Origin of the sequence: Streptomyces sp. NBC_00075 (assembly GCF_045041225.1) — a bacterium.
In the GTDB taxonomy this organism is placed as follows: domain Bacteria; phylum Actinomycetota; class Actinomycetes; order Streptomycetales; family Streptomycetaceae; genus Streptomyces; species Streptomyces adonidis.
Window position 1 is genome coordinate 2,984,233 of record NZ_CP108243.1, and the last position, 13,018, is coordinate 2,997,250.

Here is a 13,018-nt window from a genome sequence, read left to right on the forward strand (position 1 = left end):
TGATCAGACTCCAGCGGGCGTACGGGTGTCGGCGTCGGACAGGTCGGCCGGGGAGGCCAGGTGGCCCAGTACGGCCGTCGCGGCGGCGACCTGCGGCGACACCAGGTGCGTACGGCCGCCCTTGCCCTGCCTGCCCTCGAAGTTGCGGTTGGAGGTGGACGCGGAGCGCTCACCGGGGGCCAGCTGGTCGGGGTTCATGCCCAGACACATCGAGCAGCCCGCGTGCCGCCATTCAGCGCCGGCCTCCTTGAAGACCAGGTCCAGGCCCTCGGAGACGGCCTGGAGACCGACCCGCACCGAGCCGGGGACGACCAGCATCCGTACGCCGTCGGCAACTTTGCGGCCCTCGACGATCTCGGCGGCGGCGCGCAGGTCCTCGATGCGGCCGTTGGTGCACGAACCTACGAAGACGGTGTCCACCTTGATGGAGCGCAGCGACTGGCCGGCCTCCAACCCCATGTATTCCAGGGCCTTTTCGGCGGCGAGGCGCTCCGAAGCGTCTTCGTACGAAGCGGGGTCGGGGACGGACGCCGAAAGCGGCGCGCCCTGGCCGGGGTTGGTGCCCCAGGTGACGAACGGCGCGAGCGAGGCACCGTCGATGACGACCTCGGCGTCGAATTCCGCGTCGTCGTCGGTGCGCAGCGTCTTCCAGTACTCGACGGCCGCGTCCCAGTCGGCGCCCTCGGGCGCGTGCGGGCGGCCCTTGAGGTACTCGAAGGTGGTCTCGTCGGGGGCGATCATGCCCGCGCGGGCGCCGGCCTCGATCGACATGTTGCAGATGGTCATCCGGGCCTCCATCGAGAGCTTCTCGATGGCGGAGCCGCGGTACTCCAGGATGTAGCCCTGGCCGCCGCCGGTGCCGATCTTCGCGATGATGGCGAGGATCAGGTCCTTGGCGGTGACGCCGTCGGGCAGTTCGCCGTCGACCGTGATGGCCATGGTCCTGGGGCGGGCCAGCGGCAGCGTCTGGGTGGCCAGCACGTGCTCGACCTGCGAGGTGCCGATGCCGAAGGCCAGCGCGCCGAAGGCGCCGTGCGTGGAGGTGTGCGAGTCGCCGCAGACGACGGTGGTGCCCGGCTGGGTCAGCCCCAGCTGCGGTCCCACGACGTGGACGACGCCCTGCTCGACGTCGCCCAGCGGGTGCAGCCGCACACCGAAGTCCGCGCAGTTCTTGCGCAGCGTCTCCAGCTGGACCCGGGAGACCGGGTCGGCGATGGGCTTGTCGATGTCGAGGGTCGGGGTGTTGTGGTCCTCGGTCGCGATGGTGAGGTCGAGGCGCCGCACCTTACGGCCGTTCTGGCGCAGACCGTCGAAGGCCTGCGGGCTGGTCACCTCGTGCAGCAGGTGCAGATCAATGAAAAGGAGGTCGGGCTCGCCCTCGGCGCGCCGGACGACATGGTCGTCCCAGACCTTCTCCGCGAGTGTCCTACCCATCGCTTTCCCTCCAGGCCGGTCCGTGCGGGCGCCGGCCCAACTAGATAGAGATCTTGTGGAGGCGATCGCCCATACCCCTCGTCCGGACATCCGCCACCGGGCCCGTTGGTCGGCGGGCCGCTGTGTCTTCCAGAGTGGCGCGTTCCACCGGAAAATGAACTTGCGTTTCACAGAGTGAGACGCGAGTATCGTTTCATGGACAACAGTAGCGGCGTCGGCGTTCTGGACAAGGCAGCCCTTGTCCTGAGCGCTCTGGAGTCCGGTCCGGCCACCCTCGCGGGTCTGGTCGCGGCGACCGGACTCGCACGACCCACGGCACATCGTCTCGCCGTGGCCTTGGAACACCACCGGATGGTGGCTCGCGACATGCAGGGCCGTTTCATTCTCGGCCCCCGCCTGGCAGAACTGGCGGCAGCGGCGGGCGAGGACCGCCTCCTCGCGACGGCCGGCCCGGTGCTCACCCACCTCCGCGATCTGACGGGCGAGAGCGCGCAGCTCTACCGCCGCCAGGGCGACATGCGTATCTGCGTCGCCGCGGCCGAGCGCCTCTCGGGCCTCAGGGACACGGTCCCGGTCGGCTCGACGCTCACGATGAAGGCGGGCTCGTCGGCCCAGATCCTGATGGCGTGGGAGGAGCCGGAGCGCCTGCACCGCGGCCTCCAGGGCGCCCGCTTCACAGCGACAGCGCTGTCGGGCGTACGACGCCGGGGCTGGGCCCAGTCCATCGGCGAACGCGAACCGGGCGTCGCCTCGGTCTCGGCCCCCGTCCGTGGCCCGTCGAACCGCGTGGTGGCCGCCGTCTCGGTCTCGGGCCCCATCGAACGCCTGACCCGCCACCCCGGCCGTATGCACGCCCAGGCGGTCATCGACGCGGCGGCCCGCCTCTCGGAGGCCCTGCGCCGCACTGGCTGAGCAAGAAAGACGTACGCCCTCGGGAGCCGGCAGGCCTCAACGCCGCGGCAGGCCGCTTCCCGAGGGCACTTTCATGTCAGGGGCGAGTGGCCCCACCCAGGGGCGCGGGGCTGCATCGGTTCGCGGCTCCGCCGCGTGGGTCGGCTGGCGGCGCTGTCCGACTGATCCGGCCGGGCTGTCCCTGGGACGCCGAACTGATGGCGCCGTACGCGGAGTTGATGCACCGGGTGGCGAGACGGGACCCGGACTGTCTGGAGACGGCGGTACGGGCTGTGGGCAGGGTAAATGCAGAGTGGCCCCCCGCCGAAGCGGGGGGCCACTCTGCACTGACGTACCCCCGACCGGATTCGAACCGGCGCTACTGCCGTGAGAGGGCAGCGTGCTAGGCCGCTACACAACGGGGGCGTGGATCCTGCGTTGCCGCAGATCCGAGCTGGTCTACCTGGACTCGAACCAAGAATGACGGTACCAGAAACCGTAGTGTTGCCAATTACACCATAGACCAAGGCACTTCAAGGTAAAGCGTACCCCCGACCGGATTCGAACCGGCGCTACTGCCGTGAGAGGGCAGCGTGCTAGGCCGCTACACAACGGGGGCCCTAGCGATCCTGCATGAGAGTCAGTGGGTGCGACCCTGGCTGACCCTCCGGGAAGGATCTGTACCCCCGACCGGATTCGAACCGGCGCTACTGCCGTGAGAGGGCAGCGTGCTAGGCCGCTACACAACGGGGGCTTGTGTGGATTCTGATCTCCACGGGTGCAGATTTGAAGCAATCTGCGAGCTGGCCTACCTGGACTCGAACCAAGACTAACGGAACCAGAAACCGTCGTGCTGCCAATTACACCATAGGCCACTGGAACGCCAGCCCCTGCGGAGCCTTTGTTCTAGCTCGCACCTCCGGTTCCCGGCCTTTCGGCCCGCTCTCCGGCGGCGCAGAAAGAACATTACCCGAAGGTGGACGGCGCTCCAAAACGGGTATCGGCGCCGAGGAGCGCGGGGAGTTCGGCGAGCGAGGCGATCCGGTGCGGGCCCTCGGGGGCCTGCTCGGCGCCGACGAGGCCGTCGCGGTCGATCCACACGGACAGCATTCCGGCGTCGACGGCACCCCGTCCGTCGATCTCCGGGTGGTCGCCGACGTACGCCACCTGCTCCGGAGGCAGATCCAGGGCGGCACAGGCCGCGTGGAAGGCCTGGGCGTCCGGTTTGTGGACGCCCAGCTCGGCCGCGCACAGGACGGACTCGAAGCGGTCGCGGACGCCGAGCACACGCAGCTTGCGGTCCTGTACGCGGATGCTGGAGTTGGAGAGCACCCCGTGCCGGTGACTGGCGGCGAGGAGGTCGAGGACGGGCAGTACGTCCGGGAAGAGCGCCCAGGCGGCCTCGTAATGCCCGATGTAGCGATCGAACCAGCCATCGGCCCCGGCGTCGGTCAGCTCCTCGCCCAGGAACATCCGCACCCGCTCCCGGCGCTGCCCCAGAAAGTCGATCTCCCCCGCCGCGAACCGCGCCCACTGCCGGTCGGTGACCTCCCGCCAGCGCACGAGAGCCTGCTCGACGGTCGCGTACGCATCAAGCAGCCCCTCGGCCACGAGCTGCTCCCGCATGCCGGCGCGATCCGCGGTGGTGTAGTCGAAGATCGTGTCGTCGATGTCCCAGACCACGGCGCGGATCGTCATGACACCGACGGTACCGGCAGACGCCGGAGGGCGGCGTCCCGAACGGACGCCGCCCTCTCAAAACCGCCGTACTACGCCGCCAGCCTCGCCAGTGCCGCGTCGATGCGGGTCAGTGTCTTCTCCTTGCCCAGGACTTCGAGGGACTCGAAGAGGGGCAGGCCGATCGTGCGGCCGGTGACGGCTACGCGGACCGGGGCCTGGGCCTTGCCGAGCTTGAGGCCGTGGGCCTCGCCGGCGGCCAGGACGGCCTCCTTCAGGGACTCGGGGGACGTCCAGTCGGCCGCCTCCAGCTTCTCCCGCGCCGTGATCAGGAGGGCGTCGCTGCCCTCCTTCATGGCCTTCGTCCAGGACGCCTCGTCGGTGGCCGGCTCGGGCAGGAACAGGAAGTCGACGTTGTCCGTGATCTCCGAGAGGACCTTGAGGCGGGTCTGGGCGTGCGGGGCGATCGCCTGCCACTTCGCCTCGTCGAAGGCCTCCGGCGACCAGGGCGCGAAGGGCGCCTGGAGCCAGGGCGCGCAGCGCTCCGTGAAGTCCTTCACGTCCAGCAGCCGGATGTGGTCGGCGTTGATCGCCTCGCACTTCTTCAGGTCGAAGCGGGCCGGGTTGGGGTTCACGTCCGACACGTCGAAGGCGGCGACCATCTCGTCGATCGAGAAGACGTCCTGGTCGGCCGAGAGCGACCAGCCGAGGAGGGAGAGGTAGTTGAGCAGGCCCTCGGGGAGGAAGCCGCGCTCCCGGTAGAGGTTCAGGCTCGACTCCGGGTCGCGCTTCGAGAGCTTCTTGTTGCCCTCGCCCATCACGTACGGCAGGTGCCCGAAGGACGGGATCTGCTTCGCGATGCCCAGTTCGATCAGCGCCTTGTACAGGGCGATCTGGCGTGGGGTCGACGACAGCAGGTCCTCGCCGCGCAGGACGTGCGTGATCTCCATCAGCGCGTCGTCGACCGGGTTCACGAGGGTGTAGAGCGGGGCGCCGTTGGCTCGTACGATCCCGTAGTCCGGAACGTTCTCCGCGGTGAACGTCAGTTCGCCGCGGACCAGGTCCGTGAAGGTGATCGTCTCGTCGGGCATCCGGAAGCGGACGATCGGCGTGCGGCCCTCGGCCGTGTACGCGGACACCTGCTCGTCGGTCAGGGCGCGGCAGTGGCCGTCGTACCCGGAGGGCCGGCCGGCCGCGCGGGCGGCGTCGCGGCGGGTGTCCAGCTCCTCCGTGGAGCAGTAGCAGTGGTACGCGTGGCCCGCTTCCAGGAGCTTGGCCGCCACGTCCTTGTAGGTGTCCATGCGCTGCGACTGGCGGTACGGCGCGTGCGGGCCGCCGATCTCGGGGCCCTCGTCCCAGTCGAAGCCCAGCCAGCGCAGCGAGGACAGCAGCTGCTCGTACGACTCCTCGGAGTCGCGGGCCGCGTCGGTGTCCTCGATGCGGAAGACGAAGGTGCCGCCGGTGTGGCGGGCGTACGCCCAGTTGAACAGGGCCGTACGGACCAGGCCCACATGCGGGTTACCGGTCGGCGAGGGGCAGAAACGGACGCGTACAGGTGCGCTAGCCACGCTTGACAACCTTGTTGGTGAGAGTGCCGATGCCTTCGATGGTGACGGCGACCTCGTCGCCGACGGTGAGCGGTCCGACGCCTGCCGGGGTGCCCGTGAGGATCACGTCGCCGGGGAGCAGCGTCATGGCCTCGGTGATGTTGACGATCAGGTCCTCGATCGAGTGGATCATCTCGCTGGTGCGGCCGAGTTGGCGCTGCTGTCCGTTGACCGTGAGCTGGATCGTCAGGTCGGACGGGTCGAGGTCCGTCTCGATCCAGGGGCCGAGGGGGCAGCTGGTGTCGAAGCCCTTCGCCCGGGCCCACTGCTTCTCGCGCTTCTGGACGTCCCGCGCGGTGATGTCGTTGGCGCAGGTGTAGCCGAGGATGACGTCCTTGACGCGCTCGCGCGGGACCTCGCGGCACATCCGGCCGATGACCACGGCGAGTTCGGCCTCGTGGTGCAGTTCCTCGGTGAAGGAGGGGTACTGGATGTCGTCGCCGGAGCCGATCACCGAGGTGGACGGCTTGAAGAAGGCGAACGGGGCGTCGGGGACCTCGTTGCCCAACTCCCGCGCGTGCTCCGCGTAGTTGCGGCCGTAGGCGACGACCTTGTTGGGGAGCACCGGCGGCAGCAGGCGGACCTTGTCGAGGGGGACCTTCGTGCCGGAGAGTTCGAATTCGGCGAACGGAATGCCCTTGATGATGTCCAGGACTAGTTCGTCCGGCTTGTCGCCCTCGACCGCGCCGAAGGCGACGTTCCCGTCGATGGAGAATCTGGCGATGCGCACGGGATTCCTGCGCCCCTCTGCTGGTCCGGCTGGAGTCTGACGCTCCAGGCTAACGCGCCGCGAGCAGGCGCCTCGCGCAATATGCCGAGGGCGCCCATGGCCCTCGTACGACCGGAAGCGGGGTACGAGGGGCAGAGGCGCCCTTGACACACAGGCATTCACAGGGTCCGCCCTGAACGACGGGGCGGCACTCGCGCGTATTACTCGGCGACGGAGGCCGCGACCGGGGCTTCCATGAGGATGGTGCGGCGGGGGTTGGCGGTCTGGGTGGGGAGGTCTACGGAGTGCTCCGGCTGCTCGACGGGCGTCAGCTCGTCGGCGTCCGTGAGGTGGGCCAGCGTCGTGCGCCGCGGGTTTGCGATGTTGTGGAACATCGTCGTCGTCTTCACTGTTGTAGTCCTCGACCCTGTCGTGTCCGGGCGCTCGGCGGGGCGGAGAGCCGCCACCCGCGCGCGGGTTGTCGGATTTGCCATCCCTGTAAAGCGTCAGGCTAAACATCCGATTCCCTGGGGAAGTCACGGAGACCCCTTGAACGGCGTGTGAGTTTGCTCACGAGTCCATGGGCAAACCGGTCAATCCCGGCCTTCAAGTCCCCTCTACGAAACGGACATTGCTTCACTGAAGCCCTCATTCCGCTCCTGATCATGGCGACCTGGACACCACGACTATCCATGCGACTCGTGGAGTTCCGCCCGTTATGCACGGGTTCGCTCCGTACGCCTCGTGACGCGGCGCTCACAAGGTGTCATCGTCGTCACACCGTGACCCATTGGCCTTGTTGGAGATCCGGCACTGTGCTGGAATCTCACGGACCGCCGCGGGATACGAGCCGGCGCACAGGGGGCGCGAAGCAGCGCCGAGCGGCGGCACGTAAGGGGGAACCAGCGCCGGGTTACTCAACGACCACCATGGGGGGCGTATTTCAGGGCGCCCCCTATACGCCGACACCGTCCGTCCGTTCACGCGGAGGGGCGCCTGGTCCAGAGGTTGCGACGCTAGTGCAGGGACGTTTCAAGAGGGATGGCAGCGCTTCGGCGGAGCCGGAGCCACACAACGGAGCCGGTAACGGTTCCTCCCCCCAGCACGCCCAGAACCCGGGCCAGGCAGCTCTGACCGGCGACAACGGCGAGCGGTCGACGCGCCTCGGCAGTGGTGCGCCCGGCGGACCCGGCGGCAAGGGCGCGGTCACCGGCGCCCCCGCGGCCGCTCCGCCGCCGGTGAAGCCCGCCAAGGGCCCGAGCGGCCCCGGTACGCGAATAGCCCTGCGGAACTGGCGGATCTCGACCCGTCTGGTCTCGCTGCTCGCGCTCCCCGTGGTCGCCGCGACCTCGCTCGGTGCGCTGCGCATCAGCGACAACATGGACGACATCCAGCAGCTCGACAACATGCGGCTGCTGACGGACATCACCAAGCAGGCGACCGAGCTGTCCGCCGCGCTCCAGGAGGAGCGCGACCAGTCGGCCGGTCCCCTCGCGCACGGCGCGCCCGCCACGGACTACAGCGTCAAGGGCGTACGCGAGAAGACCGACCGGGCCCGCGCCAACTTCATCGACGGCTCCGAAGAGATCGACGCCGCCAGCAAGAACGGAAACCTCGAGGGTGTCCGAGACAGCCTGGTGGGTCTCGTCGGCGAGCTGGCCAACCTGGACGAGATCCGCAGGAGCGCCTACGAGGACTCGCAGAACTCGACGCAGACGGTCGAGTCCTACCACCGGCTGATCACCCAGCTGCTCGACCTCTCCCAGGACATGGCCGAGGCGACCAGCAACCCCGAGATGATCACCCGCACCCGCTCGCTGGCCGCGTTCTCCTCGGCCAAGGAGTACGCGTCGATCCAGCGCGCGGTCATCGCGGCGGCGCTGCCCGAGGACAACAAGACGGTCGGCAAGCTCTCGGAGAACGACCGGCTCTACGCCGACTCCGCGCTGAGCAGCCAGGAATCCGAGCTGGACAGCTTCAAGAGCATCTACGGCGACGGCGCCGAGGAAATGCTCCAGTCGATCGACGAGGGCAACCCGACGATCACCGCGGCCGACCTCTACGCCAAGCGCATCCTTCAGAGCAGGGACGGCATCCAGGGGCTCCAGAAGCGCTCCTACAAGGACTGGATCGACGACGACTCGGCCAAGATCCTTCAGATGAAGAAGATCGAGCTGACGCTGCTCAACGAGATGGAGCAGAAGGCTCGTGAACTGCGCAACGACGCCGAGCAGGAAGCGATCGTCTCCGGTGCGCTGATCCTGCTCGTCCTCGGTGTCTCGCTGGTCGGTGCCTTCGTCGTCGCCCGGTCCATGATCCGCTCGCTGCGCCGCCTCCAGGACACCGCGACCAAGGTCGCCCAGGACCGGCTGCCCGAGCTGGTCAAGCAGCTCTCGGAGTCGGACCCGCAGGACGTCGACACCTCCGTCGAGTCGGTCGGTGTGCACTCCCGGGACGAGATCGGCCAGGTGGCCGCGGCCTTCGACGACGTGCACCGCGAGGCCGTCCGCCTCGCCGCCGAGCAGGCCCTCCTGCGAGGCAACGTCAACGCGATGTTCACCAACCTCTCGCGCCGCTCCCAGGGCCTCATCCAGCGTCAGCTCTCGCTCATCTCCGAACTGGAGTCCCGCGAGGCCGACCCGGACCAGCTGTCCTCGCTCTTCAAGCTCGACCACCTCGCGACCCGTATGCGCCGGAACGGCGAGAACCTTCTCGTCCTCGCCGGTGAGGAGCCCGGCCGCCGCTGGACCCGTCCGGTCCCGCTGGTCGACGTGCTCCGCGCCGCCGCCTCCGAGGTGGAGCAGTACGAGCGCATCGAACTGTCGTCCGTGCCGACCACCGAGGTCGCCGGCCGAGTGGTCAACGACCTCGTGCACCTGCTCGCCGAGCTGCTGGAGAACGCCACGTCGTTCTCCTCCCCGCAGACCAAGGTCAAGGTCACCGGTCACGCGCTGCCCGACGGCCGCGTCCTGATCGAGATCCACGACACCGGCATCGGCCTCTCCCCCGAGGACCTCGCCGCGATCAACGAGCGGCTCGCCGCACCGCCCACCGTGGACGTGTCGGTCTCCCGCCGCATGGGTCTGTTCGTGGTCGGCCGCCTCTCGCAGCGCCACGGCATCCGCATCCAGCTGCGTCCCTCCGACTCCGGTGGTACGACCGCACTGGTCATGCTCCCCGTCGACGTCGCCCAGGGCGGCAAGAAGCCCGCTCCGGGCAAGCCCGGCCAGGGCGCCCCCGCGGGCGGTCCCGCCGCCGCGCAGGCCGCCGCCGGTGTGGCCGCGGCCCGCCGGAACGGCGGCCAGGGTGCTCCCGCCGGTGGCGGACTCCTCGGCGCCGGTGCCGCTCCGCGCGGCCAGGTCGGCTCCGGCCAGGGACCGCGCGCCGCGCTGCCCGGCCGGGACGCGGGCGGTCGCCCGGGCGGTCCGGGCGGGGCTCCGCGTGGACCGCAGGGTCCGGGCGCCCCGCAGCAGGGCGGCAGGCCGGCTCCGGCCGGTGCCGGTGCGGGCGGCTTCGGCCAGGCGCCGGGTGCTCCGCAGGGCATGCAGGCCGCCGGTGGCTTCGGTGACGGTCCGGGCGCACGCCAGGGCCAGGACGCCTTCGGCAACAGCACCTCACGTCAGGACGGCTTCGGCGGCTCGCGCGGCCCCGTACCCCCGCAGCGCCCGGAGGGTCAGGGCGGCGGGCGTCGTCCGCAGCTTCCGCCGCGTGGCGGTGCGGCCCGTCCGGAGCTGCCCGGCGGCAACCCGCCGTCGCGGCCGAGCTGGAGCGACGAGAACGCGCAGCCCCCGGTGCCGCGTGCCTCGCTGGACACCCCGCGCGGTCACGAGGAGCCGGACTCCACCTCGCGGATGCCTCGCATCGACAGCCGCCAGGACCCGGCCGCCACCTCGGAGATGCCGGCGCTTCCGCGCATCGACGATCTCCAGAACCCGGCCGCCACCTCCGAGTTCGCCCGCCCCGACTTCAACGCCCCGCGTCCTGGCGGTCCTTCGGACACCGGTCAGTTCGCCGTGCCCGGTTTCGGCCCCGCCGACACCAACGGCCAGCAGAACACCGGGTCGTTCGTCCGCTCGGACGTCTTCGGCGCCCCGGCCGGCGGACCGCAGAGCCCGCAGAACAACGGGCAGTTCGGGCCCCCGTCGTACGACAACGGTTCGACGGGCCAGTTCCCGGCTCCGACCGGGTACGACAACGGCTCGACCGGCCAGTTCCCCGCGCCGCCGGCCCCCTTCGACAGCCGGGGTCCGGTACCGCGCCGCCAGCAGGACCCGTCGTCCACCGGCCAGTTCGAGCGTCCCCAGCCGGGCGCGGGCCGTGGCCCCGGTGACTTCGGCGGCTCGCGTCCGCCGGTCCCGCCGCGCCCGCCGCAGCCGGAGGCCCTGCCGCCGGCGAGCAGCCCGGGTGACGGACGGACGCCGCTGTACGACACCCTGGAGACCAACTGGTTCCACGGGCAGGGTCAGCAGGGCGGCCGGCCGCAGACCAACGGCACCAGCACCAACGGCGTCAGCAACGGGAACGGTTCGGCTCCCCCGCAGCCGTCCTCCGCGCCGACTCCCCCGCGTCCGGCGACCGCGCCGGCCGCTACCAGCTCCTGGCGCAGCTCGCCCAACGACGAGCTGATCCGGCAGGCAGAGCGTGTCCGCCAGCCGGCTGCCGGTGGCGTCACGACTTCCGGCCTTCCGCGCCGGGTCCCGCGTGCGAACCTCGTACCGGGTACGGCTCAGCAGCAACAGCACCAAAGCGGTCCTGCGGTCTCGCGCGCGCCCGATGACGTGCGCGGCCGGCTGACCAATCTCCGTAGGGGCATCGCCCAGGGTCGGCAGGCCGGTACCGGCTCCGACACCGGCAGCTTCCCCAGCCCCACTCACCAGCAGGAGCGTTAGTTGAGCCAGATGAGCCAGGCGGCACAAAACCTCAACTGGTTGATAACCAACTTCGTGGACAACACCCCGGGTGTGTCCCACACCGTCGTCGTGTCCGCCGACGGTCTCCTTCTGGCGATGTCGGAAGGTTTCCCGCGTGACCGCGCCGACCAGCTCGCCGCCGTCGCCTCCGGGCTCACCTCGCTCACCGCGGGTGCCTCGCGCATCTTCGAGGGCGGCACGGTGGCCCAGACGGTGGTCGAGATGGAACGCGGTTTCCTCTTTCTCATGTCCGTCTCGGACGGATCGTCGCTGGCGGTCCTCTCCCACCCCGAGTGCGACATCGGCCTTGTCGGCTACGAGATGGCGCTCCTGGTCGACCGGGCGGGCGCAGTGCTCACCCCGGACCTGCGCGCCGAACTACAGGGCAGTCTGCTCCACTGACCGCTCCGGATCCACCCGTCTCACCAAAACACCGTCCGGCCGACACAATCCCCCCACCGGCCATGTCAGACGGCACGACTGACCGACGCTGTCCCGCCCGGAGGATTCATGACCCCGCCCACCGCCTCTCACGATCCGTACGCCGAGCCGTACGGGGACGAGGGCGACCAGCCGCTGGTTCGGCCCTACGCCATGACCGGCGGCCGGACCCGGCCGCGCTACCAGCTCGCCATCGAGGCCCTGATCAGCACCACGGCCGACCCGGCGGCGCTGATGGGACTGCTCCCCGAGCACCAGCGCATCTGCCACCTGTGCCGTGAGGTCAAGTCGGTGGCAGAGGTGTCGGCGCTCCTCGCCATGCCGCTCGGTGTGGCCCGCATCCTGGTCGCGGACCTCGCCGAGGCCGGACTGGTCGCCATCCACCAGCCGGGCGGCGACGAGAACAACGGCGGTGCACCAGCGGTGACACTGCTCGAAAGGGTGCTCAGTGGACTTCGCAAGCTCTGACGGGGGCCGGGCCACCACCTCCGCGAAGATCGTGGTCGCGGGTGGGTTCGGCGTGGGCAAGACCACGTTCGTGGGCGCCGTCTCGGAGATCAACCCGCTGCGCACCGAGGCCGTCATGACGTCGGCCTCGGCGGGTATCGACGACCTGACCCACACCGGGGACAAGACCACCACCACGGTGGCCATGGACTTCGGCCGTATCACCCTGGACCAGGACCTGATCCTGTACCTCTTCGGTACGCCGGGTCAGGACCGTTTCTGGTTCATGTGGGACGACCTGGTGCGCGGCGCGATCGGTGCCGTGGTCCTGGTCGACACCCGCCGGCTCGCGGACTGTTTCCCCGCGGTCGACTACTTCGAGAACAGCGGCCTGCCGTTCGTCATCGCCCTCAACGGCTTCGACGGACACCAGCCGTACAACCCCGAAGAAGTGCGCGAGGCGCTCCAGATCGGCCCGGACGCGCCGATCATCACGACGGACGCCCGGCACCGCTCGGATGCCAAGAGCGCGCTGATCACGCTGGTCGAGCACGCGCTCATGGCGCGCCTGCGGTAACCAAGTCAACGATGCCGTACGGCAGTTGTCGTAGATACACCGGAGCCGACTGTGGCCTTTGACACGGTCGGCCCCGGTGTTCATAACGTTTCGACAGAGATATCTGGTGGTACGGCCACGCGTCGCGGTCACCTGGTCTCGCTGCGCTCACATCAGCCCCGCCTTTTGGCGGGGCTCGTTCTTTATGACCGTTTTATCTGGGGCTTACATCACTACGGATCTTCCCATTCCACTGTTTGGAAGAGCGAAGGCTGACGTGCTGGAATGCCTGAACTGCCTAATAGTCAAAGACGTACACCCACCGGGGGTCTTTGACTTACCGGCT

10 protein-coding genes and 5 tRNA genes are annotated in these 13,018 nt (G+C 69.5%); 5 read left to right on the top strand and 10 right to left on the bottom strand.

The genetic code is table 11. The features are described from left to right. Nucleotides 1–3: 3 nt before the first annotated feature. On the bottom strand, nucleotides 4–1,434 hold the full coding sequence (gene leuC, locus OG787_RS12625) for a 3-isopropylmalate dehydratase large subunit (protein WP_369037142.1): 1,431 nt from the start codon (nucleotides 1,432–1,434) through the stop codon (nucleotides 4–6). Nucleotides 1,435–1,629: 195 nt separating this feature from the next. On the opposite strand from leuC, the gene ndgR reads away from it, so the two are divergent. Further along, the gene (ndgR, locus tag OG787_RS12630; RefSeq protein WP_210588063.1) at nucleotides 1,630–2,346 is read left to right on the top strand and encodes an IclR family transcriptional regulator NdgR; all 717 of its coding nucleotides are present in this window, start codon (nucleotides 1,630–1,632) and stop codon (nucleotides 2,344–2,346) included. A 332-nt stretch (nucleotides 2,347–2,678) separates the two neighbouring features. Here ndgR and OG787_RS12635 read toward each other — a convergent pair. The 9 genes from OG787_RS12635 to OG787_RS12675 form a co-directional block, all read right to left on the bottom strand. After that, a tRNA-Glu gene (locus tag OG787_RS12635) sits at nucleotides 2,679–2,751 on the bottom strand. A 28-nt stretch (nucleotides 2,752–2,779) separates the two neighbouring features. Beyond that, nucleotides 2,780–2,851: transfer RNA gene (locus tag OG787_RS12640), tRNA-Gln, on the bottom strand. A 20-nt stretch (nucleotides 2,852–2,871) separates the two neighbouring features. Next, nucleotides 2,872–2,944 (bottom strand) — tRNA-Glu (locus OG787_RS12645). 62 nt (nucleotides 2,945–3,006) lie between these two features. Then, a tRNA-Glu gene (locus OG787_RS12650) sits at nucleotides 3,007–3,079 on the bottom strand. 49 nt (nucleotides 3,080–3,128) lie between these two features. Then, a tRNA-Gln gene (locus OG787_RS12655) sits at nucleotides 3,129–3,200 on the bottom strand. 91 nt (nucleotides 3,201–3,291) lie between these two features. Then, on the bottom strand, nucleotides 3,292–4,023 hold the full coding sequence (locus OG787_RS12660) for an HAD family hydrolase (RefSeq protein ID WP_369037141.1): 732 nt from the start codon (nucleotides 4,021–4,023) through the stop codon (nucleotides 3,292–3,294). 71 nt (nucleotides 4,024–4,094) lie between these two features. Next, nucleotides 4,095–5,570 (bottom strand): glutamate--tRNA ligase, encoded by a 1,476-nt coding sequence (gene gltX, locus OG787_RS12665; RefSeq protein ID WP_405535241.1) that lies wholly within the window; start codon nucleotides 5,568–5,570, stop codon nucleotides 4,095–4,097. Further along, nucleotides 5,563–6,339: a fumarylacetoacetate hydrolase family protein gene (locus tag OG787_RS12670; protein ID WP_405535242.1), complete on the bottom strand. Its 777-nt coding sequence runs from the start codon at nucleotides 6,337–6,339 to the stop codon at nucleotides 5,563–5,565. Before OG787_RS12670 ends, gltX begins: the two co-directional genes overlap by 8 nt. A 200-nt stretch (nucleotides 6,340–6,539) precedes the next feature. Next, complete coding sequence (locus OG787_RS12675) at nucleotides 6,540–6,728, bottom strand: hypothetical protein (protein WP_235474602.1); 189 nt, start codon at nucleotides 6,726–6,728, stop codon at nucleotides 6,540–6,542. A gap of 609 nt (nucleotides 6,729–7,337) precedes the next feature. Here OG787_RS12675 and OG787_RS12680 point away from each other — a divergent pair. The 4 genes from OG787_RS12680 to OG787_RS12695 all read left to right on the top strand — a co-directional run bounded on the left by OG787_RS12680 (nucleotide 7,338) and on the right by OG787_RS12695 (nucleotide 12,693). Beyond that, nucleotides 7,338–11,207 carry a nitrate- and nitrite sensing domain-containing protein gene (locus OG787_RS12680; protein ID WP_405535243.1) on the top strand — a complete coding sequence of 1,290 codons (3,870 nt, stop codon included), beginning with the start codon at nucleotides 7,338–7,340 and terminating at the stop codon, nucleotides 11,205–11,207. Between the two features lie 9 nt (nucleotides 11,208–11,216). After that, nucleotides 11,217–11,630: a roadblock/LC7 domain-containing protein gene (locus OG787_RS12685; protein WP_010984127.1), complete on the top strand. Its 414-nt coding sequence runs from the start codon at nucleotides 11,217–11,219 to the stop codon at nucleotides 11,628–11,630. Nucleotides 11,631–11,738: 108 nt separating this feature from the next. Next, nucleotides 11,739–12,137 carry a DUF742 domain-containing protein gene (locus OG787_RS12690; RefSeq protein WP_369037137.1) on the top strand — a complete coding sequence of 133 codons (399 nt, stop codon included), beginning with the start codon at nucleotides 11,739–11,741 and terminating at the stop codon, nucleotides 12,135–12,137. Further along, nucleotides 12,118–12,693 (top strand): ATP/GTP-binding protein, encoded by a 576-nt coding sequence (locus OG787_RS12695; RefSeq protein ID WP_006375318.1) that lies wholly within the window; start codon nucleotides 12,118–12,120, stop codon nucleotides 12,691–12,693. Before OG787_RS12690 ends, OG787_RS12695 begins: the two co-directional genes overlap by 20 nt. Nucleotides 12,694–13,018 lie beyond the last annotated feature (325 nt).